The sequence below is a fragment of the Chromobacterium sp. CV08 genome, from assembly GCF_051129845.1.
In the GTDB taxonomy this organism is placed as follows: Bacteria; Pseudomonadota; Gammaproteobacteria; order Burkholderiales; family Chromobacteriaceae; genus Chromobacterium.
Genome location: NZ_CP150453.1, coordinates 2,937,710 through 2,961,623 on the forward strand (window position 1 = coordinate 2,937,710; position 23,914 = coordinate 2,961,623).

19 protein-coding genes and 1 tRNA gene are annotated in these 23,914 nt (G+C 67.5%); 9 read left to right on the forward strand and 11 right to left on the reverse strand.

Annotated features, from left to right (window positions below; all coding sequences use genetic code 11):
- Positions 1-50: 50 nt before the first annotated feature.
- Genes WNM05_RS13610 through fes form a run of 3 tightly spaced genes read right to left on the reverse strand, consistent with a single transcriptional unit; the run spans position 51 to position 10,182 of the window.
- Positions 51-8,546 carry an amino acid adenylation domain-containing protein gene (locus tag WNM05_RS13610; RefSeq protein ID WP_434627473.1) on the reverse strand — a complete coding sequence of 2,832 codons (8,496 nt, stop codon included), beginning with the start codon at positions 8,544-8,546 and terminating at the stop codon, positions 51-53.
- 48 nt (positions 8,547-8,594) lie between these two features.
- Positions 8,595-8,807, reverse strand: a complete 213-nt coding sequence (locus WNM05_RS13615; RefSeq protein WP_434627476.1) for an MbtH family protein — start codon at positions 8,805-8,807, stop codon at positions 8,595-8,597.
- A 55-nt stretch (positions 8,808-8,862) separates the two neighbouring features.
- Positions 8,863-10,182 (reverse strand): enterochelin esterase, encoded by a 1,320-nt coding sequence (gene fes / locus WNM05_RS13620; protein WP_434627479.1) that lies wholly within the window; start codon positions 10,180-10,182, stop codon positions 8,863-8,865.
- 254 nt (positions 10,183-10,436) lie between these two features.
- Between fes and WNM05_RS13625 the strand changes: the two genes are divergently transcribed.
- From WNM05_RS13625 to WNM05_RS13635, 3 genes are all read left to right on the forward strand, one after another.
- The gene (locus tag WNM05_RS13625) at positions 10,437-12,491 is read left to right on the forward strand and encodes a TonB-dependent receptor (RefSeq protein WP_434627481.1); all 2,055 of its coding nucleotides are present in this window, start codon (positions 10,437-10,439) and stop codon (positions 12,489-12,491) included.
- Between the two features lie 197 nt (positions 12,492-12,688).
- Complete coding sequence (locus WNM05_RS13630) at positions 12,689-13,381, forward strand: response regulator (RefSeq protein ID WP_434627484.1); 693 nt, start codon at positions 12,689-12,691, stop codon at positions 13,379-13,381.
- Positions 13,378-15,738, forward strand: coding sequence for an ATP-binding protein (locus tag WNM05_RS13635; RefSeq protein WP_434627487.1), 2,361 nt, complete (start codon positions 13,378-13,380; stop codon positions 15,736-15,738). Before WNM05_RS13630 ends, WNM05_RS13635 begins: the two co-directional genes overlap by 4 nt.
- Before the next feature lie 10 nt (positions 15,739-15,748).
- Here the strand turns inward: WNM05_RS13635 and WNM05_RS13640 are convergent, their stop codons facing one another.
- The 6 genes from WNM05_RS13640 to WNM05_RS13665 all read right to left on the reverse strand — a co-directional run bounded on the left by WNM05_RS13640 (position 15,749) and on the right by WNM05_RS13665 (position 19,426).
- Complete coding sequence (locus WNM05_RS13640) at positions 15,749-16,135, reverse strand: hypothetical protein (protein WP_434627489.1); 387 nt, start codon at positions 16,133-16,135, stop codon at positions 15,749-15,751.
- A 30-nt stretch (positions 16,136-16,165) separates the two neighbouring features.
- A complete protein-coding gene (locus WNM05_RS13645; protein WP_434627492.1) occupies positions 16,166-16,828 on the reverse strand; it encodes a hypothetical protein in 663 nt (220 codons plus the stop codon).
- 49 nt (positions 16,829-16,877) lie between these two features.
- On the reverse strand, positions 16,878-17,498 hold the full coding sequence (locus WNM05_RS13650; RefSeq protein ID WP_434627495.1) for a YcbK family protein: 621 nt from the start codon (positions 17,496-17,498) through the stop codon (positions 16,878-16,880).
- Position 17,499: 1 nt separating this feature from the next.
- Positions 17,500-18,195 (reverse strand): hypothetical protein, encoded by a 696-nt coding sequence (locus WNM05_RS13655; RefSeq protein WP_434627498.1) that lies wholly within the window; start codon positions 18,193-18,195, stop codon positions 17,500-17,502.
- Between the two features lie 40 nt (positions 18,196-18,235).
- On the reverse strand, positions 18,236-18,748 hold the full coding sequence (locus tag WNM05_RS13660) for a hypothetical protein (protein WP_101708567.1): 513 nt from the start codon (positions 18,746-18,748) through the stop codon (positions 18,236-18,238).
- Between the two features lie 363 nt (positions 18,749-19,111).
- The gene (locus WNM05_RS13665) at positions 19,112-19,426 is read right to left on the reverse strand and encodes a hypothetical protein (protein WP_434627501.1); all 315 of its coding nucleotides are present in this window, start codon (positions 19,424-19,426) and stop codon (positions 19,112-19,114) included.
- A 482-nt stretch (positions 19,427-19,908) separates the two neighbouring features.
- Here WNM05_RS13665 and WNM05_RS13670 point away from each other — a divergent pair, with 482 nt between their 5' ends.
- From WNM05_RS13670 to WNM05_RS13685, 4 genes are read left to right on the forward strand one after another with little or no spacing between them, the layout of a single operon-like run.
- Positions 19,909-20,091, forward strand: coding sequence for a hypothetical protein (locus WNM05_RS13670; RefSeq protein WP_434627504.1), 183 nt, complete (start codon positions 19,909-19,911; stop codon positions 20,089-20,091).
- A gap of 22 nt (positions 20,092-20,113) precedes the next feature.
- Positions 20,114-20,524, forward strand: a complete 411-nt coding sequence (locus WNM05_RS13675; RefSeq protein ID WP_434627507.1) for a hypothetical protein — start codon at positions 20,114-20,116, stop codon at positions 20,522-20,524.
- A complete protein-coding gene (locus tag WNM05_RS13680) occupies positions 20,521-21,078 on the forward strand; it encodes a hypothetical protein (RefSeq protein ID WP_434627509.1) in 558 nt (185 codons plus the stop codon). Before WNM05_RS13675 ends, WNM05_RS13680 begins: the two co-directional genes overlap by 4 nt.
- Positions 21,071-21,433, forward strand: coding sequence for a hypothetical protein (locus WNM05_RS13685; RefSeq protein WP_434627512.1), 363 nt, complete (start codon positions 21,071-21,073; stop codon positions 21,431-21,433). The genes WNM05_RS13680 and WNM05_RS13685 overlap by 8 nt, the downstream gene beginning before the upstream one ends.
- A gap of 59 nt (positions 21,434-21,492) precedes the next feature.
- Here WNM05_RS13685 and WNM05_RS13690 read toward each other — a convergent pair whose 3' ends face one another.
- Positions 21,493-22,182 carry a Bax inhibitor-1/YccA family protein gene (locus WNM05_RS13690; RefSeq protein ID WP_434627514.1) on the reverse strand — a complete coding sequence of 230 codons (690 nt, stop codon included), beginning with the start codon at positions 22,180-22,182 and terminating at the stop codon, positions 21,493-21,495.
- Between the two features lie 187 nt (positions 22,183-22,369).
- Here WNM05_RS13690 and WNM05_RS13695 point away from each other — a divergent pair.
- Positions 22,370-22,454, forward strand: a tRNA-Leu gene (locus WNM05_RS13695).
- A gap of 156 nt (positions 22,455-22,610) precedes the next feature.
- Positions 22,611-23,609 carry a tyrosine-type recombinase/integrase gene (locus tag WNM05_RS13700; protein WP_434627517.1) on the forward strand — a complete coding sequence of 333 codons (999 nt, stop codon included), beginning with the start codon at positions 22,611-22,613 and terminating at the stop codon, positions 23,607-23,609.
- On the opposite strand, the gene WNM05_RS13705 is transcribed toward WNM05_RS13700, so the two are convergent.
- A complete protein-coding gene (locus tag WNM05_RS13705) occupies positions 23,606-23,881 on the reverse strand; it encodes a helix-turn-helix transcriptional regulator (RefSeq protein ID WP_434627520.1) in 276 nt (91 codons plus the stop codon). The genes WNM05_RS13700 and WNM05_RS13705 overlap by 4 nt on opposite strands.
- Between the last annotated feature and the right edge of the window lie 33 nt (positions 23,882-23,914).

The window sequence follows — 23,914 nt, forward strand, 5'->3', positions numbered from 1 at the left end:
CCCCCATGAAAATGGCCCCTTTCGGGGCCATTTCCATTTGCCGTGAGCGATCACCCCAGGCTGTCCACCTCCTTCAGCATGCTGTCAAGCAACGGCCCCAGCGTCTCCAAGGACTGCGGCGATACGATGTCCTCGTGCGCGCAGTCCAGCTCATGGACAGTCAGCCCGGCCAGGTGCGGCCGCCACGTCGCGCGCACGTCCATGCCATCGGGCAAGGTGCGGCGGGCGACGAACAGCGTGGCCTCGCCGTCGTAGCGCGGCGTGCGGGCCTGCGACAGCAGACGCACCGCGTCCTGGTAGTTGGCGACGATATGGCCGAACATCTCGGTCTTCTCGCGCAGCATGAAGGCGTCGGCGGCGTCCTCGGTGGCGGACATGAACTGCTCCTGCTCGCGCGCCACCTCGGCCTTGGCCTCCTCCTCGGTCGGGCCGTTCCAGTCCTGGCCCTCCGGCGGGTAGGTGTCGAGCAGGCCCAGGAAGGCCACCTCCTCGCCCAGCCGCCGCAGTCTGGCCGCCAGCGCCTGCGCCACCGTGCCGCCCAGCGAATAGCCGATCAGGTGGTACGGGCCTTGCGGCTGGATGCGGCGCAGATTGGCCAGATGGCGTTCGCACACCTCGTCCATGTCGGCGCAACGGGCGATGGCGCCGTCCGGGCGCGGCGACTGCAGGCCCACCAGCGCGAGGCCCGGCCGCAGATAACGCGACAGGCCGCTGTACTGCCAGGCGAAGCCGGAGGCCGGGTGGATGCAGAACAGCGGCCGTCCCTTGCCGGCGCGCAGCGGCAGCACCTCGCCGAAGCCGGCCAGCGCCGGGTCGGACGCCAGACCGGCGTCGGACAGCACCGCCGCCAGCTTGGCCACCGTCGGCGAGCTCATGATCTGGCCGACCGAGACCGGCAGCTTCAGTTCGCGGCGCAGCGTCGCCGCCAGCCGCATCGCCAGCAGCGAGTGGCCGCCCAGCGCGAAGAAGTCGTCGTCGGCGCGCACCGCGTCGCATTCCAGTATCTCGGCGAATTGCGCGGCGATCCGGCTTTCCAGGCCCGGCCGCGGCTCTCGGCCCTCGGCCGCCGCCGTAGCCGACGGCTCCGGCAGCGCCTTGCGGTCCAGCTTGCCGTTGGCGCTGAGCGGGAAGTCGGCCAGGCGCATCACCGCCACCGGCACCATGTGCGCCGGCAAAACCTTGGCCAGCGCCGCGCGCAGCGCGTCGGCCTCGGGCGGGTTGTCCGGATCGGAGGCGATCACATAACCGACCAGCTGGCGGTTGTCGGCGCCGGCGGCATGGGCCGCCTGGCCGCCCAGCGCGCGGGCGTGGACCACGGCGCGGGCGACGCCCGGCTGCGAGAGCAGCGCCGCCTCGATCTCGCCCAGCTCGACGCGCTGGCCGCGTATCTTCAGCTGGTCGTCGCTGCGGCCCAGGTACTCGACGGCGCCGTCCGGCAGCCAGCGCGCGATGTCGCCGGTACGGTACATCCGTTCGCCGTCGGCGTACGGGTCGGCGACGAAGCGGGCGGCGGTCAGGTCCGGCCGGCCCAGATAGCCGTGGGCCAGTTGCACGCCGCACAGATAGAGCTCGCCCGGCGCACCGACCGGCACCGGCCGCAACGCGGCGTCCAGAATGCGCAGCGCGGTGTTCCACACCGGCAGGCCGATCGGCACGCTGGCCGACTCCGGGGCCGGCTTGGCCGCCGGCTGGTAGCTGACGTCGACCGCCGCCTCGGTCGGGCCGTACAGATTGTGCAGCGGCGCGTCTATCAGGCCGGCGTAGCCGTCGGCCAACTCGCGCGACAAGGCCTCGCCGCTGCAGAACACCCGACGCAGACCGGCCGCCTGGGCCGAACGCGCCGCCGGGTCGCCCCGCATGTGGGCCAGCAGCGCCGCCAGCATCGACGGGACGAAGTGCAAGGTGGTGACGCCGCGCGCGGCGATCAGTTCCAGCAGCGCCTCCGGGTCGCGGTGGGCGTCCGGCGGCGCCATGAACAGCTTGGCGCCGACGATCAACGGCCAGAAGAACTCCCACACCGACACGTCGAAGCTGCAAGGCGTCTTCTGCAGCACCACGTCGTCGGCGCCCAGGCCGTACTCGTGCTGCATCCACAGCAGGCGGTTGACGATGGCCCGGTGCGAGACCAGCACGCCCTTGGGCCGGCCGGTGGAGCCGGAGGTGTACAGCAGATACGCTGCGTGGTCCGGCGTCAGCGCCGGCGCGTCGAAGGCCTGCGGCTCGGCCGCCAGCTCGTCCTGCAGCAGCAGCGTGCCCATCGCGGCGAAGCGCGGCGCCAGCTCGGCGCAGGTGACGATCAGCGCCGGCTTGGCATCGGCCACCATATAGGCCAGCCGCTCGTCCGGGTAGCCGGTGTCCAGCGGCAGATAGGCGGCGCCGGCCTCTTGCGCCGCCATCAAGGCCAGACTCAGATGCACCGAGCGCGGCAAGGCCACGGCGACGATGTCGCCCGGCTTCACGCCGGCGTGCGCCAAGCGGCCGGCCAGATGGGCCACCTGGGCGCGGGTCTCGGCGTAGCCTAGCGCGTGCGCCTCGTCCAGCAGCGCCGGCGCGTCCGGCGTCTTGGCGGCCTGAGCCGCCAGCAGCGACGGCAGCGTGGTTTCGGGAATGACGGCGGCGGTGGCGTTGACCTGCTCGATCAGCTCGCGCTCGGCGCCAGTCAGCGGGTCGAAGGCCGACCACGGCAGCGCCGGCCGATAAGCCAGATGCTCGAGCAGCGCCAGCATCCGTTCGGCCAGCTGTTCCGGATCTTTGACCAGATCGCGGTACTCGATCAGCAGGCGCAGCCGATCACCCGGCAGCGCCAGCACCGTCAGCGGATAGTGGGTATGGCCGCGGTTGCGCAGTGCGGCGATGCGCGCGCCGTGGTAGTCGCGCGACTGCATGTCCTGGTCCGGGTAGTTCTCCACCACCAGCAGCGTGTCGAACAGCGTCGTCGCGCCGGCCAGGCGCTGGATTTCGGCCAGGCCCAGTCCGTCATGCTCCAGCAAGCGGATCTGCCGCGCCTGCAAATCGGCCAGTTGCTCCCACAGCGGCGCGTCCGGCCGCAGGACCACCCGCACCGGAATGGTGTTGCTGAACAGACCGATATGCTCGTCGATGCCGTCCACCGGGCTGAAGCGGCCCGACACCGGCGAGCCGAACACCACGTCGCTCCTGCCGGTCAGCACCGACAGCAGCGCGCCCCACATGCCCTGCATCGCGGTGTTCAGCGTCAGGCCGCGTTCGCGACAGCGCTCGGTCAGCGCGTCTTCCAGCGCGCGCGGCAGGACCAGTTCGAATTCCCGCACTTCCGGCGCGGCCGTCTGCTGGCCGAACAACAACGTCGGCTTGACGCCGTCCAGCGTCCGCAGCCACAACTGGCGCGCCGGCGTCAGATCGCGCGCCGCCAGGGCGCGGACCACGCTGGAGTAGTCGACGCCGATGACCGGCAGCGTGTCCGGCCCGTCGCCGTAGGCGGCGAGCAGATCGCGCAGCATGATGGGCGTGGACCAGCCATCGACAATCAAATGATGCGCGGTCAGGAACAGCGTGGACTGACTCCCGTGGCGCGCCAGCGTCGCCTGCAGCAGCGGGCCGTCGCCCGGACCGCCGACCGCAAAGTCGCGGTCCAGTTCCTCGCGCTCCAGCGCCTGCAGCGCCTCGGCCTCGTCGGCCGACGCGGCCAGTTGCAGCTCGCGCCACGGCCATTGCGGCAGAACAAGCGGCAGCAGTTGCAGCGGCTCGGCCTGGGCCTCGCTGTCGAAGCCGGCGGCCAGCTGCGGGTGGCGGCGCAATACCGCCGCCAGCGCCGCGCGCAGCCTGTCGGCATCCAGCGGTCCTTCGAAGGTGACGCGGGTGATCGAGTTGTACTTGCCGGACGCCTCGCCCAGCTGGGCGTGGAACAGCAGGCCCTGCTGCAACGGCAGCACCGGCAACGCGGCGGCCAGACTGCCGTGCCGGGCCCTGAGCGCCTCCAGCTCGTCGTCGGACAACGGCGCGCCGCCGACGCCCAGCGTCTCGGCGGCCACCAGCGTATCGGCGGCGGCCAGCGGGTCGCGCTCGGCCAGACGGGCCAGCGCGGCGATGGCGCTGTCCATCCGCTGCCCCAGCCTTTCGATGGCGTCGGCGCCGAACAAGGCGTCGGCCCAGGTCCAGTTGACCGCCACACGCGGCGCGGCGCCGGACTCGTCGACGAAGACATTGGCCTCCAGCCCGTATTGCAGCGGCAAGGCCGGATCGATGTCGACGGCGAAGGCGTCGGCGAAGCGGCCGCCGGCGGCCAGCGGCGTCCATTCGCCGTCGCCGGCCTGGAAGCGGCCCAGGTAGTTGAACAGCAGCGCCGGACGGTTCTGCGCTTCCAGCGCGCCCAGCGCCGGACCGTGCTCGCCGTCCAGCTGGCGCAGCACGCCGTAGCCGAGGCCGTGGTCCGGTATCGCCCGCATCACGCGCTTGACCGCGCGCAGCGCCGCCAGCGCGGCGGCGTCGCCGACCACCTGGGTCGACAGGTCGAACAATGCCGGATATTCGGCGGTCAGCCAGCCTACGGTGCGGGCAAGATCGATGCCGTCGTCCGACGCATGGCGGCCGTGCGACTCCAGGCCGACGCGCAGACGCGGCGCGTCGAATTCGCCGCGGCAGGCCATCAGCAGCGCCGCCAGCAGGATTTCCTCGGTGGTCGCACGGCAGGCGTTCGGCAAGCGTTGCAGCAGCGCCGCGCTGGCCGCCTCGCCGAGCAGCGCGCGGCTGTGACGGGCCGTCTCGTGGCGGTCGCGGGAAACATCGAGCGCCTTGGCGCTCAACGGGTCGGCCTGTCCGGCCAGCATGCCGCGCCACATCGCCAGCTCGCCGCGGCGGGCCGGCACCTGGGCCGCCAGCGTTTTCGCCCATTCGCGCAGGCCGAACTCCTCGCGCGGCAACTGGACGGCCTGGCCGGCCATCGCCGCCTCGCAGGCGGACTGCAGCGCCGGCAGCAGCACGCGCCAAGACACGCCGTCGACCGCCAGGTGATGGATGGCCAGCAGCACATGCTTGCCGTCGGCGCCGTTACGCAGCGCGGCCTGCAGCATCCGTCCGTTTTCCGGGTCCAGGCGCGCGCAGGCGGTTTCGAACAGACTGTCCGGCGTCGCGTCCGCCGCCGCCTCGATCAGAATCCGCGCGTCCAGCGCGGCCGGGGCGGCGTCCAGGCTCAGCTGGCCGTCGACGGCGCGGCTGCGCAATGCCGGGTGGGCGCGCTGCAAGGCCAAGAGGCCGGCGGCCAGGTGCTCGGCGTTCAGCGCCGCCGGCGCCTTCAGCCACACGCCCTGCACGAAGCGGCTGGCCATGCCGTATTGCTCGGCGAACCAGGCGACGATGGGCAGCCTGCCCACCGGCCCCGCCTTGTCGTCGGCGGCCGGGTTGGCGGCGCTCAAGGGCTGCAGCGCCGCGGCCATGCCGGCCGGCGTGCGCTTGGCGAACACGTCGCGCGGACGCAGCAGGAAGCCGGCGCGGCGCAGCTCGGTGCCCAGGCTCATCGCCGAGATGCTGTCGCCGCCCAGCTGGAAGAAGTCGTCGTCGGGGCCGGCCTGCTCCAGATTCAAGACTTTGGCCACCGCCGCGCACAGCAGGCGCTCGGCCTCGTTGGCCGGCTCGCGTCCGGCGACGGCGTTCTGCGGCCGGATCGCCGGCAGCGCCTTGCGGTCTATCTTGCCGTTGATGTTGACCGGCCATTCCGGCAGCACCGCCAGCGCCGACGGCACCATGTAGTCGGGCAGCGTCTCGGCCACTTGCGCCAGCAGAGCGGCGGACAGGCCGGCCTCCTCGTGGCGGCCGGCCTCGGCCATCGTGCAATAGGCGATCAGGCGGTGGCTGCCGCCCACCGCCTCGGCCAGCACCACGGCGGCGTTGACGCCGGGCAGGCTGGCCAGCGCGTGTTCGACCTCGCCCATCTCGATGCGGAAGCCGCGCACCTTGATCTGGTGGTCGACGCGGCCGATGAAGTCCATCTGGCCACGGGCGTTCCAGCGCACCAGGTCACCGGTGCGGTACATCAGCTCGCCGTCGCCGAAGGGGCTGGCGACGAAGCGGGCCGCCGTCAGCGACGGGCGGTTCAGATAGCCCAGGCCCAGGCCGGCGCCGGCCAGGTAGAGCTCGCCGGCCACGCCTATCGGCGCCGGCCGCAGCGCGGCGTCCAGCACCAGCGCGCGGGTATTGGCCACCGGCCGCCCCACCACCGGCTCCTCGGCTATCGTCCCCGGCGCGCCCAGCGCCGAGATCGTGTATTCGGTCGGCCCGTAGAAATTATGGAAGTGCAGCTGCTTGTAGCCGCGCATCTCCTTCCACAGCGCCGGCGGCACCGCCTCGCCGCCGACCATCACCATGCCGGGCTGCCAATGGCCGTCGTCCATCAGGCCGCAGTCCAGCATCTGCCGCAGCAGCGACGGCGGCACGTCCATCTCGTCTATGCGCTCGCGGCGCACCAGTTCGACCAGTTGCTGCGCGTCGCGGCGCAGCTCCTCGTCGCACAGATGCACTTCCTGGCCCATGAAGAGCCAGAACAGTTGCTCCAGCGCGCCGTCGAAGGACAGCGAGGCGGTCTGCATCGTCCGCACGCGGCGGCCGCGGGAACGGACGAAGTCGCCGAACAGTCCGCTCTGCTGGCTCAGCAGCAGATTGAGGAAGCTGGCGTGGGCGATCATCACGCCCTTCGGTTTCCCGGTGGAGCCGGAGGTGTAGATCATGTAGGCCAGCCGGTCGCCGTCCAGCGGCCGCAGCCGTTCCGCGTCGCCCAGCGTATCGGCGGCATGGGCCGCCAGGCGCGCGCGAGTTTCGGCGTCGTCCAGGCACAGCGCCGGCAGGTCCGGCAGCCGCTCGCGCACGTCGGAGCGGGTCAGCAGCAAGGCCGGCGCCGCGTCCTCGCACATCAGCGCCAGCCGTTCGGGCGGATAGTCGAGGTCCAGCGGCAGGAAGGCGGCGCCGGCCGCCAGCGTGCCCAGGATCGACACCACGGTGTCGACGCTGCGCGGCACGGCGACGCCGACGACGCTGCCGTCGCCGATGCCGCGCGAGAGCAGCCCGCGCGCCAGCTGCGCGACGCGGACCGACAGCTGGCCGTAGCTCAAGCGCTCGCTCCCGCACGCCAGCGCGGTTTCTTTTTCGTATTGCGCGGCGCTGGCGAGGAACACGTCCAGCGACGTGCGCACGCCGGCCGGCGCGTTGACGCGCGGGCCCTGCGACCATTCGTCCAGCGCCGCCTTCTCGGCGGCGCTCAGCAGCGGCGCCTCGTCCACCGTCGCGCCGCCGGCCAGCGCGGCGATGAAGCCGCGCAGCCGCCAGGCGTGCCATTCCAGCTCCGCCTCGTCGTAGCGCGCCGGATTGGCGCTCAGTTCGACCATCAGCGCCTCGCCCTGCTGCCAGATGCCGAATTCGATGTCCTCTATCGGCCCGACCGCCAGCGGCAGCGTGACGCCGTCCACCTCGTCCAGCCGCAGCGACTGATCGTAGATCTTCAGATTCAGCGTCGCGCCGTACAGCGCGCGGCGCGAGCCGACCATGCCGCTGTCGCGCTGGATCTGCTCGGCGTCGTAGCGCTCATGGCGGCGCACCCACTTCAACTCGTCGGCCAGCCGACGCGCCAGCGCCGGCAGATCGTCGCCGCCGGCCACGTCCAGCGCCACCGGCAGCACATTGACCACCGGCCCGGTCGCATGCAGCGCCGCCGACCCCATCCGCCGCATGAAGGGCAGGCCCATCGCCACCCTGCCCTTGCCGCTGATCCGCGACAGATAGGCGAAAGCGGCCGCCATCGCCCGCTGCGGCGCCGCCGCGCCGCCCAGCGCGCGCGTGGCCTCGCCGCGCAGCTCGAAACGCCGACGCAGCACATCGATGTTGGCCGCCTCGTCGCCGGCCAGCGCGTCGCGCGACGACAAGGTCGACGGCGCCGGCAGCGCCGCCGCGTAGTCCAGCCAGAACGCGCGGTCTTCGGCGCAGCGCGGGCTGGCCAGGTAGGCCTCGCGCTCGGCCGCCACTTCGGCGTAGCAGACGAACGGCGACGGCGGCGGCGTCTCGCCGCGCCCCAGCGCCCGGTAGATGTCGGCGATGCGCCGACTCAGCGCGGCGAAGCTGTAGCCGTCGACGCAGACATGATGGTAGCGCTGGTACCAGAACCAGCGCTCGCCGGCGCCGCCCGCCAGCTTGAACAGGGTATGCAGATACAGCGGGCGCTCGCCGTCGGCGGCCAGATCGGCGGCCAGGTCGGCGCGCATCCAGTCGCGCGCCAGCGCTTCCGGATCGGCCTCGGCGCTGAGATCCCGGCAGTCGGGCAAGGCGGCGGCGCCGCCGGCCCGCAGCACCGGCCCCGTCGGCGTCTCGGCATAGGCGGCGACGACGGTGTCGGCCTCGGCCAGCCCCTGCCGTATCGCCCGCCGCAGCCGCTCGGCGTCAATCGCGCCGTTCAATTCGACGCAGTGGGCGACGGTATAGGTATTCCTCTGCTCGGCGATCTGGTCGGCGAGCCAGATGCCCAGCTGCGAGCCGAACAGCGGCAGTTCCCGCTCGATGGCGGATGGTCTTGTTTCAATGCTCAACACGATGTTTTCCTGAATGCGGATGATTCGGAACGGCGGCGACGCCGCGGCCTAGGCGCCGCGCAGCGCCCGCGGCCGGATGTCGGTCCATTGGCGGTCGAGATAGTCGACGCAGGCGGCGCGGCCGTCCGGCCCGAAGACCGTCCGCCAGCCGGACGGCACCGACAGCTGCGACGGCCACAGGCTGTGCTGCTCCTGGCTGTTGACCAGTACCAGAAAGCTCAGGCTCTCATCATCGAAAGGATTGGTTTGTTCGGTGCTCATCGCGAATGCTCCGGCAAGCGAGCCGTCCCTCCGGCGGGACGATTCAATGTTGTTCTCAAGGCGCAGCCAACGGCTGCCACAAACAGCCCAGGCCCTGCAGCAGGCCGCCGCGCCAGCACAGCCAGTCATGCCCGCCCTCGAACACCTGGTAATGCACCCGGTGGCCGGCGCGCAGCAGCGCCGCATGCAGGCTGTCGTTGACGTCGACCATCACGTCCTCGCGGCTGCCGACCTCCTGGAAGACCCGCAGCCGTCCGGCCGGCATCCCGCCGGCCTCCAGCTTCTCGGTCAGCAGGCCCTTGCTGCCGGGCAGCCGCCCTCCCGGCGCGGCCCGCGCCTGCTGATGCAGTTCGACATAGGGCCACCAGAACGAGCCGGACTGGCTGAGCACGCAGCCGAAACGCTCCGGCCAGTTGAGGCCGGCGAACATCGCCGCCAGGCCGCCATAGCTTTGTCCGGCCACCACGGTGCGCTCGGCCAGCCCGCTGAACGGCGCGACCAGCGCCGCCTGCGGCAGCAGCTCCCGCTGCAAGGCCAGCCAGAACTCGGCGTTGCACGGCAGGTCTTCTTCGCGGTGCCTGCCGTCTATGCTGTCGATCAGCAGGTAGACAGCCGGCGGCAGCCGACCGCGGGCGGTATCCTCGTCCAGCGCGGCGAACACCGGCAGCCGCTCGGCCCAGCTCTGGCCGTCCAACAGCACGGCCAGCGGCCGCTCGGCCCAGCGCTCGCGCGGCGCGTCGCCGGTCTGGTAGATCCAGACCCGGCGCGCCTTGCCCAGCCGCGGGCTGTCCCAACGGATCTCGCTCAGCCGGCGCGGATCGGCGCCGCGGCGCTCGCTGTCCCACGCCTGCCAGGCGGACTGGTCCGGCGCCTCGCACAAGTGCAGCGCCGACAGCGGCGCGCCCCAGCCGCTGCGGTAGCCGGCGTCGCGGTTCAAGGGGTCGGCCACCGAGCGGCCGATGACGTCCACCCACCATTCGCGATGGCGCTGGCGGTTCCGCTCCTCGTCGGCGCCCCGCTCCGGCGGCGTCCGACCGGCGTCGACCGGAATGTAGGCGTAGCTGCCGCGCCAGTCGGCCGGCAGCACCGCCTGCCACCACCAGACGTCGGTGTCGCCGAGCCGGGCCAGCGTCTGCGGCTGCGGACTGTGATGGTCGGTGACGGAGTTGACGTCGGCGTAGACCCGGACCGTCGAAGAGGTTTCGCCCCCCCCGGCCGGATCGCGCCACAGAAAGGTGACGCAGACCGATCCGTCGGCCAGCCGCTCGCAGAGCGGAGCGCCCTCCGCCGCCAGCCGCGCCCACCAGCCGGACGATCCCGCCTCCGGGTGTTGCAGCCAGGCGGCACTGCGCGCAGCCATTTGATTCAACTCCATTTTTCCCTCCAAACCGACATGCCAGAAGATTATTTAAAGCGTTGTTTCCCGCACGAAACGACTTGTTTGTTGCATATTGTTAATGATAAATATTATCATTCGCATCAACTGATCGCAATCACCACGCGGATCGGTACCGGTCCTGACAGTTTCCACCCGCCGCAGCAGCCAACGATTCCTCGCCAGCCAGACGACGCCATAGAACTGCCATGGGCCGGGCTGAAACACTTTCCAATAATGGGGAACATGAAACGATGGGAACAATCCCGCGCCGCAAACTCTCGCACCTCGCCCAGGCCACCCGGCTGGCCCTCGCCTGCCTCGGCAGCGTGGGCGCCGTCCAGTCGGCATGGGCCGACGCCGCCCGACAGGATGATCAGACCGCCCTGCCCACCGTCACCGTCACCGGCGAGAAGGTCAATCGTTCGCTGAAGGACACCACCACCGCCGTTTCGGTGCTGCGCGACGTCGACACCGGCGACAGCAAATCCGTCTACGACTCGGCGGCGGCCACGCCCAACGCCACGCTGAACGGCGCCGGCATCGTCAACATCCGCGGCATCGAGGGCACCGGCCCCGGCACCGGCTACAACACGCTGGTCTCCGGCTCCCGCCCGCGCGTCAGCACCACGGTGGACGGCATGGCGGAAAGCTGGACCGGCCAGCGCTACGTCGACGCCAGCCCGTGGGACGTCGAACAGATCGAAGTGCTGCGCGGCCCGCAATCGACGACCCAGGGCCGCAACACGATGGCCGGCGCCATCGTCGTCAACACCAAGGACCCGACATTCGACTGGGAAGGCGCGCTGCGCGCCGGCTACGAGAACCAGGGCGGCCGCGCCACGCTGGCCGGCATGGTCTCCGGCCCGATCACCGACGAACTGGCCTTCCGCCTGACCGCCGAGGGCCTGAACGGGCACGGCTACATCGACTATCCCGGCCAGTTGCCGTGGGACGCGTCCCAGATCAATCACAGCAGCTATCGCGGCAAGCTGCTGTGGAAGCCCGGCGCGCTGCCCGGCTTCAGCGCCAAGCTGACGGTGTCGCACCGCAAGGACAAGGGCGAGTACCTGAACTACGTCGACGGCAACTACTTCGACTACCAGTACCGCCGGCTGTCGACCCAGGCCCGCTACCAGGACTCGTTCAACAATACCGTCAGCACCGATCTGCAATACCAGTTCAACGACGCCTGGAGCGCCCACCTGCTGCTGGGCCACGCCGACAACGTCAGCGCGTTCAAGGACACCGACACGCCGCCGTTCAATATGCGGCTGGACGAGAAGAGCAACACCGTCGAAGCCCGGCTGGCCTACGCGCCGCAGAACGGCTGGTTGAGCGGCATGATCGGCGTCTACTACTACGACCGCGACCAGGATCTGCGGACCATGCTGTATCCCAATCTCGCGGCGAAGGACCGCCTGAAGACCGAGGCCTTCTACGGCGAGGCCACGCTGGCGCTCAACGACAAGTGGAGCCTGAACCTGGGCGGACGCGCGGAACGCGAAATGCAACGCCGCAACACCACCTTCAATCCGGCGACCAGCAAGGAAAGCCAGGCCAGCTACAACGTAGGCGAAACCCTGTTCCTGCCGAAGGCAGGCCTCAGCTACCGCTACAGCCCGGACACCACGCTGGGCCTGACAGCGCGCAAGGGCTACAACGCCGGCGGCTCCGGCCTGGACAACGACTACGTCTACTACACCTACAACAAGGAACAGGTCACCGCCTACGAACTGAGCAGCCGCTCGACCTTCATGAACAACCGGGTCAGCCTGAACGCCAACGCCTTCTTCAACCAGTACACCGGCTACCAGGCGATCCTGAACTCGCGCTTCACCAATATCCCGAAAGGGGAAAGCTACGGCCTGGAAGTGGAGACCCAGGCCAGGGTGACGCCGACGCTGACCGTCAGCGCCGGCATCGGCCTGCTGAACACCAAGGTGACCGGCACCGACGCCGCCAACCCCGGCATCGAGGGCAATCAGTTCAACTACGCGCCGCACACGACGGTCAACCTGGGCTTCAAGCAACGGCTGCCGCGCAACTTCTACGTCGGCGGCAGCCTGAACCGGGTCGGCTCCTACTATTCCGACATCGTCAACAATCCCAATCTCAAGGCCGGCGACTACACCGTGGTCAATCTGAACACCGGCTACGAGGACGCCCGCTGGGGGGTTCGCGCCTACGTCAACAACCTGACCAACCGGGGCGTGCTGTATTCGCAGATCTCATCCCGCAGCAACAATCTGGGCGTGGTCGGCGCGCCGCGCACCGTGGGCCTGACCGTGGACTACCGCTTCTTCTGACAGCCGCCTCCCCGGTCCGACCGGGGCGGAACGCCATCCCGCCGAATGCCGGCCAACAACTGTTGGCCGGCATTTTTCTTGCCGCCGCGGAGCATGACAAAGACAGGCATGGGACACTTTCTTGCAGCTGGGTGCATAATTCACAATGGAACGACAGGGCGGCGCCCCGCCCTGCAGCCATTGCGGAAACCGAAAACATGCCTGATAGCCAAGCAGTTCCCCGTCCGGTGCACGTCGCGCTGCTGGACGACCATCTGATGATTCTGCACGGACTGGCCAGCCACCTCGCCGGAGAGAACGGGCTGCGGATCTGCGGCAGCTTCAGCGCCAGCGCCGATCTGATGCGCGCGCTGAACGACGGGCTGGACGAGACCGCCGACGTGCTGGTGCTCGACTATTCGCTGCGCCCCGACGACATCGACGGGCTGAACCTGATCCGGGCATTGCGGATACGCCATCCGCAGCTGCGCATCCTGGTGATGTCGGCGCTATACACGCCGGCCACGGTGGCGCTGGCCTTGCGCGGCGGCGCCCACGGCTTCATCGGCAAGGAACAGGGGCTGGACGAGCTCACCGCCGCCATCCGCCGGCTGGCCGCAGGCCAGGGCTATCTGAGCGAACAGATGGAACTGGCGCTCAGCCAGCGCAGCACCGAACCGGCAGCCGAGTCCGCCCCGCCGCCGACGCTGCTGGACCATCCGGAGTTGTCGCCACGCGAGCGCGAGGTGCTGCGCTGCTGCCTGCTCGGCCTGTCGGTCAGCGACATCGCCGGCAAGTTCTCTCGCAGCATCAAGACCATCAGCAATCAGAAGCAGTCGGCGCTGAAGAAGCTTGGGCTACGCGGAGACCACGAATTGTTTCAGCTGCAGCAGCGGCTGGAGGACAAATGACGCCCCGATGGCGGCCGGCCGCGCTGCTGGCGCTGTGCCTGCTGCTGGGACAGGGCCGCAGCTGGGCCGCCGGTCCGTACAATGCGGCCGAGCGCGCCTGGCTGGCCCATCACCCGGTGGTCCGCTACGCGATAGACCCGCACGGCTGGCCGATCGAATACCTGGAGGACGGCCAGCACAAGGGACTGACCCAGGAGTATCTGCAGCGCATCGGCGACATCAGCGGCATCCGCTTCCAGCTGGTGCCGGTCGAAAACCGCCAGCAGGCGATGACCATGATGCTGGCCGGGCGGCTGGACCTGCTGACCGCCACCTCGCCGAAGCTGATTCCGGCGCCGTTCAACCGCCAGCTGCTGTTCAGCGACCCCTATTTTTCCGGCAGCACGCTGCTGGTGACGCGGCCGGACAAGCCGATAGTCTTCGATCCGGCCAAGCTCGCCGGCAAGACGGTGGCGGTCGAACAGGGCGACCCGTACGAGTACTTCCTCCGCCAGTACTATCCGGAAATCCGCGTCGTGCCCGTCGCCACGCCGCTGGCTGCGCTGGACGCGGTGGCCGACGGCAGCGCCTACGCCGCCGTCGGACTGGACGCGATACTGCAGGCGGTGATCCAGCGGCGCTATTACGGCGCGCTGCACATCGCCGGCAGCGTCAGCGAAATGCCGCGGCTGGTATCGATGGCGGTCAATCAGAACCAGCCGATGCTGCGCGACATCATAGACAAGTCGCTGGCCCAGCTGACGGCCGAAGACACCGACACCATACTCTACAACTGGCTGCACACCACCGACTACGGCATGCCGTCCTGGGGCTCCATCGCCCGCTACTACGCCTTCGAGCTGTCGGCGCTGGGGCTGGGCCTGCTCTTGCTGCTGCTGTTCGCCCGCAACGCCCATCTGGCGCAACGCGCCGCCCAGCGCAGCGAGGCGGAGAAGTCCTTGTTCCTGGCGATGATGAGCCACGAGATACGCACGCCGATGAACGCCATCCTTGCCTCGGTCGAACTGCTGCGCCGCGCCGCGCTGCCGCCGCGCGAACAGGAGCTGGCGGCGCTGGCCAACGCCTCGGCCGTCAATCTGCTGGAGCTGCTCGACAATGTGCTGGACATCTCCAAGCTGGACGCCCGCAAGCTGGCGCTGGAACCGGTGGCCACCGACATGGCCGCGCTGGCCAGCGGCGTGGCCGCGATCTACCGGCCCTGCGCCGAGAAGAAGGGGCTGACGCTGACCGTGCAGCTGGCCGGACTGTGCGCCCAGCGCCTGCAGATAGACCCGGTGCGGATGCGGCAGATACTCAGCAATCTGCTGAGCAATGCGGTGAAGTTCACCCACCAGGGCGAGATCCTGCTGAGAGTGGAATTGCAGCCGGGCGACGCCGGACGCGGTCTGCTGCTGCTGACGGTGAAAGACACCGGCATCGGCATCGCGCCCGAGCAGCAGGGCAAGCTGTTCGACGCCTTCAGCCAGGCCGAGGATACCGCGCGCCGCTATGGCGGCTCCGGCCTGGGCCTCACCATCTGCCGCCAACTGGTGGACATGATGGGTGGCGGCATAGAGCTGGCCAGCCTCCAGGGCGAGGGCACCACGATGACGCTGAGGCTGCCGGTGGCCTGCGAGGCTGCGCCGATGCTGGAGCCGACGCACGACGCGCCGGCCGCCGCCATCGCGCAACGGCCGCATGATCCGATACTGGTCGTCGAAGACCAGCCGGCGAACCGCTTCGTCATCGAACAGCAATTGCGGGAGCTGGGCTACCGTACCGAGATGGCGGAGGACGGCGACGCCGCGCTGGCGCTGCTGGACCAGGGCCGCCGCTTCGCCATGGTGCTGCTGGACTGCAATCTGCCCGGCGCCAGCGGCTATGAGCTGGCGCTCAGGATGCGCCAGCATCCGGCGCTGAAATGGCAGCCCTACCTGCCCATCGTCGCGATCTCGGCCACCACCGGCATCGAGCACCAGCAACGCTGCCTGGAAAGCGGCATGGACAGCTGCCTCTCCAAACCGCTGCGGCTGGAACAGCTGGAGCAGATGCTGGCACTGTGGCTGGACCATCGGCCGCGCACCGGGCCGGCGGCCTCCTCCGCCTCAAGCGGCGCCCAGGAGGACCTCTACCTCAGCAGCTGCGCCGACGACGCCGACCGGCTGCGCCGGGCAATGGACGACCGGGACTGGCCACTGGCCGCCCATCATGCCCACCGCCTGCGCGGCGCGGCGCTCAGCGTCGGCCACGGGGAACTCGCCGATATCGCGGCGTCGATGCAGCAGGGGCTGCAGCAGCCGCAGCCGGACCAGCGGCGGCTGCTTGGCCACCTTGACGCGGCGCGCGACGCGCTGGCCCGCCGCCGGGCGGCACCGTGACGCCGGCCTCTCAACGCGGCGGAAACCACCATTGGTCGCGGAAGGCGTCGCGGATGCGGGATCGGCTCAGATCGCCGGTCTCCATCTGCCGGGCGATCAGCGCGTAGCGCAGGGCCAGCACCACGCCGATGGCCGAAGCCATCATCAGATTGTAGGCCAGCAGATACGGCAGGCCGTAGCACAGCGCCAGCGCCGCCAGCAGCGGCCCCGCGGCCGTGCAGTACCAGATCAGCCGCGAGGTTTTCGCCGCCACGGCGCGAATCGCCTGATGATTGTCTGGCCGAAGCCAATCCTGGCCGCCCCCGCCCATCGGCCGGCGCTGCAACAGGCGCCTCAGCGTCGTGAAGGCCCGGAACGGCGCCAGCAGCGGCGCCAGGAAAAATCCAAAGAAACGCATATCGATTCCCGCTGTAGTCGAACGATAGCCTCAGTCGGCCGCCTCGCCCTCGGATATGAACAAATGATTGCCGCTGACGCCGAACAGGCCGGCGATCTCCTCCGGCGCGAACTGGCCGTCCCGGACGCCGGCCCGGAACGCGGCCTGCGGAATATGGCCGGAGGCGCCGCCGGCGGCGTGCGCCGCATGGTTCAGCGAACGGAAAAACTGCCTCAGATCGCTCTGGCTCAATTCGTCCACCACCACCTCGCCGGCCGCCGGGCGCCGGGCGGAACCGCCGCCCGCCCGCGCGCGCAGACGAAAGCTCGCGTAAGCCCGCATCGCCGAGCGCTTGCGCAGCACGCGCAACTGCGAATGGGCGCGCTCCTCGCGCTCGAACAGCCATCGCGCCCTGCCCTCGTCCCGGATTTCGGTCCGGCGCCGCGCGTCGTCGACGAAGGACTGCCAGGCGCAATAAGCGGCCCCCAGCGCCGCCAGCGCGCATGGAATGGCGAAAGGGACGGACAGCACGGCCAGCATCGCGGCGAAACCGAGCGCCCCGCCGGCCAGCAGCGCTGTCTGCAGCGGTCGCTCGGGCCCGCCCGCCGGCTGCGGCGGCATCGCTTCGGATGCCGGCTCCCCCAGCGCGGACTGCAATTCGGCCAAACGGCTGCTCGCCCGTCCCGGGCGCATCGTCTCGATCGCGCTTTCCATTACGGTACCTAAATTAATTTACTAAGATTGGTATTTTAATAAACTTTTTCTAGCCTTGCCAATAACGAAGCCGCCCCGTGTCGATATGAACGAAGCCTTTGCCCGGATAGTAGCCGACCCCGCCGGCGCGCAGCGCGGCGGACATCTGCCACAGCTGCGCCGTCGTCAAGCCGCGCACCCGCATATCGACAGCCTTGCCGTAGGTGTGCATGGAATTCCTGGCCGCGCCCTCTATGCCGCGGTTGCGCACCGGATTGCGATAGCCCGAGGTGACCACCAGCGGTTCGTAAACGCCGTTGGCCAGATACCAGCTCTGTATCGCGTACAACATATTGAGCAGTCCGAGATCGATCTGCCTGACCTCTCCGGCGACTACGTCGCGCAGCATACGGCAAGCCTCGACATAGCCGTCGCGCAGCCAGCCTTCGCGCGGGTCCCACAACAACAGACGGCGGCGCTCGCCGGTCGCCTGCCTGTGGATCACCACCTCGCGCGGCCGCTGCCAGATCGCGGCGAAGGGATTGCCGGCCTGGGAGGCGGCGGCCAACTCCTCCGCGGCGGAACGCTCGGCCAGCGCCGGCAGTCCCGCCAGCGCCAGGAAGGCGCCGCCGGCCTGCCTCAGAAAAACACGCCGGGACAGATCGCCCGGCACCTCGACAGGACCAGCCACGCTACATCGCCAACGAAGAGGGAGCGGGCTTGGGATTGCGCGCGTCCTTCATCACGTCGGCCGGGGACTCGCCGTTCAACAGGCGCTTCACCAGCGCCTGCTCGGTCTCGCCCAGCGCGCCCATCCGCCGCTCCACCCGCTCGGCCAGGCCCTTGGCGCCGTGCGCCTCCTCCAGCGCCACATTGATCATCAGATCCTTGCGGTACTTCGCATTGCCGCGCATCTGGAAGAAATCCAGCAGATTGCGGTCGACATTGACGCCTTCCGGCTTGGCCTGGGCCGCCTGCTGCATCGCGGCCATCTTCTGCACTTCCCGCGGCGCCAGCGGCGTGACGTCGGTCGGCCGGATCGCCTGATCCACCAACTCCCGCGTCAGATTGGCATGGCCGGAAACCGCGGCGCGGCGCACGGCGGAGGCGTCCAGCGCCGTGATCGGCGCGCTGCTCATCGGAAACAGCGCCGACAGGGGCATGTCGCCCAAGGCGTTCTGCCGGCTCAGCGCCTCGGAGCGCAGGAAAAACTTGGCGACATTGCTGTCGGTCATCGACGCCGGCGGCGCGCCGTCCAGGAAGGCTTCCCGTTTCCACTCGTCGAAACGCTCGCGCAAGGCTTCCGGCACCTCGCCCTTGAAATAGCTCGACCTCAACTCTTCCGGCAGAACGGCGGCAAGCTGACGCTCATACACAGGTATGTTCACCGTAGACATCCATCACACCCTTTTGCGTTAGACCCGGTCATTACCGAATGATACCTTGCTCTTTCAGGGCCGGCGTTTCGCCGGCGGCCACCCGCTCCATCCCAGCCTGCAATCCCAGCAGCTTTGCCAGGCTCACCACGCCGGATACCGACAGGCTGGCCATCGCGCTTTGCTGCAGCATCGACGCCTCGGCCTCGCTCTTGGCCGCCACGAAGTTGACCACCGGATCGCGATCCGGCGAATGATTCTTGGAAAAGCCCACCACCACGAAAATCTGCTCGTCGGGCAGCCTGCCGTCCGGACGGCGCTTGACGCCGTCCTGCATCAGGCAGATTTCATCGCCGGATGCGATACGCTGCATATAAGCCACATACCGGCGCACCTCGGCCAGACTCATCACGCCGGCCGGCTGAAACTGGGGCATGCAGCGCTTGGCCAGGCTGGAAGCGACGGTCGCCGTATCCGCGATGACATACACCGAGGCGGCGGCGAAAGCTTTCTTGAGCTTGGCCCAATAGCCCGCCACCATGAAAATGCGTCCGTCATCGTACATATTGATTCCCTTCACTCAGTCGCCGCGAGCGAACAAGACTCTTGGCGCCAAGACCAGGAGATTTAGCGTTTCTTTTAGTTCCATTACTACTAGAGTGTACCACAAGGTCACAAAAAATCATTTCCCAGGAGTGCAAGCAGTTATTAAGCCAAATGAAGCGTTATTCGCGAGAGTTTGCGCCCGCCACGACAAAATACCGCCGCGCCCGCACGGCGAACAGGCAAAAAATGCCGCCATGCGGCCACCGGCCCGCAACGGCGCCCAAGCAGCCGCAGCCCCGCGGCCATGATAGACAGGATAACTTCCGGATTGTTTCATCCGCGACGAAAATCGCCGCGCAAGACGGATTCCGGGACGCCGGTCTCACGCCACCTCTTCACCGCTCAGGGCATGCCTGAGCTTGGCCGCCGTGCCATCGACCCACAGCAGGAAATCGCGGATGCTGACCACCAGCTCCTGGAACTCCTCGGCCAGGGCCGGATCGTTGAGATCCTTGGCTGTCCAGTACGCCATCGTCTCCAGGCTGTTGGCCAAGTGCCCCCGGATGCTGACGCCGTGGGCCAGCTCGTTCGCCTGTTCCTGAGTCAGCACGCCCGCCTTCACCGCCTCGTCGATCAGGCTGGCCAGCGACAGGGTCTTCTGCGCAATCTCCTTGAGCACCGCTTGGATTTTTTTCATATGCAACCTTTCAAGCCCTTCCCGCCTCGTCAAGAGTCGTCGACAAAACCTCGCAGCGCATCCAGACCGGGGCGCCGGCGCAAACGCACGCCCAAGCGGCACAAGGCAGGACGACCCGGCCGACAAGCCCGCGTCCGCGCCGTCCGCACCATCCTCCGATGCAAGCGAAGTGGGGCGAGAATATCACAGAAAAGAAAAATGTTATAGTAAGATATATACTTTAATACAACTGAAAATGAACAAGCAGCGACTCGCCAAGCAGACGGCCGGCATCCAGAGCAAGAATTCGCATTCGATATCATCGACATGCCTGCCGCCCCGCCCGCCCGTGACGCCGCATCACATGACCTCGACGACAGCGTCGGCGCAACAGGGCCTTATTGCCAGCGTCAAAAGATAAAGATATAGTATGATTAGTATCTTGATTAACATTTTTAAAGCACATCCAGGCCGCGCAAGCGCCTCCTCGCAAGGAGAGCAGGATGCCCAAGCAAGACCATGCCGGCGACGCTTCCGTCGCCCCGAAAGAAGTGGAAGTGGAACTGAGCCAGGAAGACCGCAACAACTTTCTGCGCATCGCCGAAGCCGCGCAAAGGCGGCAGGCGGCCGAACTGCGGACGGACCGGCCTAGCGCGCCCTCCCCGCAGACCAAGGCCCCGATGTAAGGCTGATCGCCACGAGGCCGACATGCTTTCCCACAACGTACTTGAGAACTACCGATTGCAATGCCTCGCGGTGCGCATGCTGGAACAGGCCGCGCTGGATCTGGCTTCCCAGGCGCGCAGCCCGGCGGAGGCCGGCCTGAGCAAGCAGGAGCGCTACATCAGGAATCAGGCCGCCGCCAATCGCCGCGAGGCCGAGCGCTGGCTCAGCGACGACGACGAAGCCAGGCGCGGCTTCAATTTCCGGCTGTGCTCCGCCGTCATCGGCGACCATCTGCGGCTGGACCACGTCCCGACAGAGGAAATCGCCTCCCATCTGCGCAAGGCGGTCATGCGGGCCCCGGCGGAAATGGCCCTGATCCTGAGCAATCTGCGCAGAAACATGATGAACGAAGCTTCGCCGACGGCGGAGCCCGCCCCCAGAGCAAGCCCATGAACGTCAAAAAGCTGAATATTTTCGACTACAACCCGTTTCTGCTCGACGAGGACCGGCGCAACCACGCCGATCCGCTGCGGGCGGCGAAACCGATCCTGGCCGGCGGCGCCGTGCTGTCGCACGGCTCCTTCGTGCTGATCGCGCGGCTGGGCGGCTTCGCCCAGCTCGGTCGGCTGGTGGTTCGCGCCTTTCTGCGTCAGGACGGACGGCGGCTCACCGCCCGCGCGCTGGTCAGCGAACACCATGAGCACCAGGACGAAAAATGGCATAACGGCATCATCGAGCAGCAGGATGTGCTGCAGGACTTCGGCTGCTACTCCAGCTACATCGCCCGGCCGGAAAACATCCAGTGGCATGAGACGGTGCTGCGGCACCAGTCCCGCTGGCACGGCTCGCTGGACATGATACGGCTGGTCGAATTCCTCAAGGCCGGCAATCCGGCCATGCACGCCGGCGCCGTCCAGGAAGCGGAGCGCGATCTGCGCGACTGGTACCGGCATGCCGCCGGCGCCTCGCGGCCGGAAACAGACGACAAGCGCCTGCTGCATGTCTGAGCCCCGGCGCGAAACCCTGGCGTTCGAACTCGCCAGGCCCTTCCTGAGGTCCACGTCGGCGCGCGTCGTCGTCGAACTGCTTGCCCCGGCGAATGCCCGCGGCACCGTGAATCTGACGATGGAGCGCTTCGACGCCCGCGGCGTCTTCCTGTCCGCGACCGAATGCCGCATCGCCTTCGACGGGCTCGACGCCGCCTTCATGATCGACCACGGCAGCAACGAGGATCTGCACATCCTGCTGCAGCAATGCCGCCGGCAACTGCGCCGCGCACTCCGGGACGACGCGGCCGCCGACTGCCCCGACCGGGCCGAGCTGGGCCGCATCCTGTCGCTGCCCTGGACCCTGGCCGTCTGAGCCGGAAACAAAAAAACCCTCCGCGTCGCCGCGGAGGGTTTTTCATTGCCTGGGCCGCGTCAGTCGCGGTTGCCGGCGAAGGCCAGCAGCAGCTGCAGCAGGCTGGTGAACAGATTGTAGATGCTGATGTAGATAGACAGCGCGGCCGAGATATAGCTGTTCTCACCGCCATCCACCACCATCTTCACCTGCCACAGGATCATCAGCGAGCTGAACAGCGCGAAAGCCGCGGAAATCATCAGCTGGAAAGCCGGCATGCGCAGGAACAGATTGGCCACCACCGCCACCATCAGCACGATGGCGCCGACGGTCAGGAAGTTGCCGAGACCGGACAGGTCGCGCTTGGTGGTGCTGGCAATGCCGGCCATCACGAAGAACACCGCCGAAGTGGCCGCGCCGGCGGTCATGATCAGCTGGCCGCCGTTGGAGAACTTCAGCGCGAACTGCAGCAACGGTCCGAGCAGCACGCCCATCATGAAGGTGAAGCCCAGCATCAGGAACACGCCCAGCGAGCTGTAGCGGTTCTTCTCGATGGCGAAGACCAGGCCGTAGAACACCGCCATGATCAGCAGCATGCCGATGATGGGGCTGCCCGCCAGAAAGGCGAAACTCATATGGGTGCCCACGATGGCGCCCATCACGGTCGGTATCATCGACAGGCCCAGCAGGCCGTAGGTGTTGCGCAATACCTTGTTGCGCGCATCGGCCATCGGGGTCGATTGATAGGCCGTCTGAAAATCCGGGTGCATGTGACGCTCTCCTGAGTTGTGTTGTGCCGGAATCGCTTGGAATTGTAAGCAACAGACCATGATAAAGGGAATAAGTTTCCGTTTCCCGCCCAGACTTGTCATCCGGCATCGCCTGCGCTATGATTCCGCCTCTTCCGCGCTTTAAGGCAGATGCGGCCATCAGGCCGTTTTTGCAAGCGCCGGGATTGCGAGAGTGGCGGAATTGGTAGACGCACTGGATTTAGGTTCCAGCGCCGCAAGGCGTGAGAGTTCGAGTCTCTCCTTTCGCACCATCTAGGTTTTTGCATCCCTCCTCAAAAACCCATAACACCCCTCAAAGCCACGTCATTAAAGGGTTTAGCCCTTTCTCGCCCTCCACCATCCACCACCAAAATACCCCAAATTTCCGATATAGTTGTCCCATATGTGTCCCACTGAGTGTCCCATGTATGGCAACGATAGAACCGCGCGGCGACAAGTGGCGGGCCAAGGTCCGCAAAGGAAAAATCTACCGCTCCCAGACGTTCAAGCGGAAGGCCGACGCCCTCGCCTGGGCGACAAAGCTTGAGGCAGACATAGACGCGGGACGCGTAGGCAGTGTCCCAGACAAATCTTTTGGTGAGCTGCTGAAGCGCTACGGCCAGGAAGTCAGCGTAAACAAGCGAGGTGCACGCTGGGAACAGCTCCGCATAGAACTATTCATTCGCGAGTACCCGTCCCTATGCGAAACGCGCTTGCCCGATATCGGGCCGGAGACATTCTCCGCCTGGCGCGATGAACGCCTGAAGGCGGTTAGCCAGCTAACCGTTCGCCGCGAATGGGCCATTCTGATGCATGCCTGCAATATCGCGATCAAGGAATGGCGCTGGCTCACAACGAATCCGATCAGCACCGTAAAAAAACCAGACACGGCCAGGGCGAGATCCCGGCGCCCGGAGGATGAGGAGACAGAGGCCATCTTGCTGGCCTGCGGATACAGGCATGACGACCCGCCGTCGATGCAGATGAATCGCGTTGGTGCTGCGTGGCTTTTTGCTATTGAAACCGCTATGCGTGCTGGGGAGATTTGCCGGGTGCGGCCGGAGGAAGTGAGTTTCGATAAGAGACTGCTGCACATCCCTACCAGCAAGAACGGCCACTCCCGCGATGTTCCATTATCGCGGGAGGCCGTGAGATTGCTAAAGCAGGTCATGCTGGCTACAGAGGGGAAGGAGACGGTATTCGAATTGACGGCGGCCAACCTTGATGCGCTGTTCAGGCGTGCCAAGGAAAAGGCGCTGATTGAAGACTTGCATTTCCACGACTCGCGCCGGGAGGCGCTGACGAGAATGGCAAGGAAGCTGGACGTGATGACGCTGGCCAAAGTGAGCGGCCACCGGGACTTGCGGATACTTCAAAACACCTACTACGCGCCCAATATGGAGGGCGTCGCCAGCCTCCTCGACTAAGCGACGCGGCGCACTCGCTGGCGCTCCACCCAGGCAATTATGTCCTTTGCCCGATATCGGGCGACAAGGTTCCGTTCCCCGGCCGATATGTTGAACGGCTCGGGGAATCCAGGCTTGAGCGCCAGGCGTTCAGCAAAGTGGCGCTCAGACACACCCAGGTATTGGGCGCACGTCGCCGGGCTCCATATCGCCTTATCAACCGGCACATGCGCGCCAAGGGACTCTATCTTTTTCGATAGCTCCGAAAGTACCTCAATCAGCTTTTCGTCCATACATCCTCCAAATAATCAGGGCCACCCTCTGGC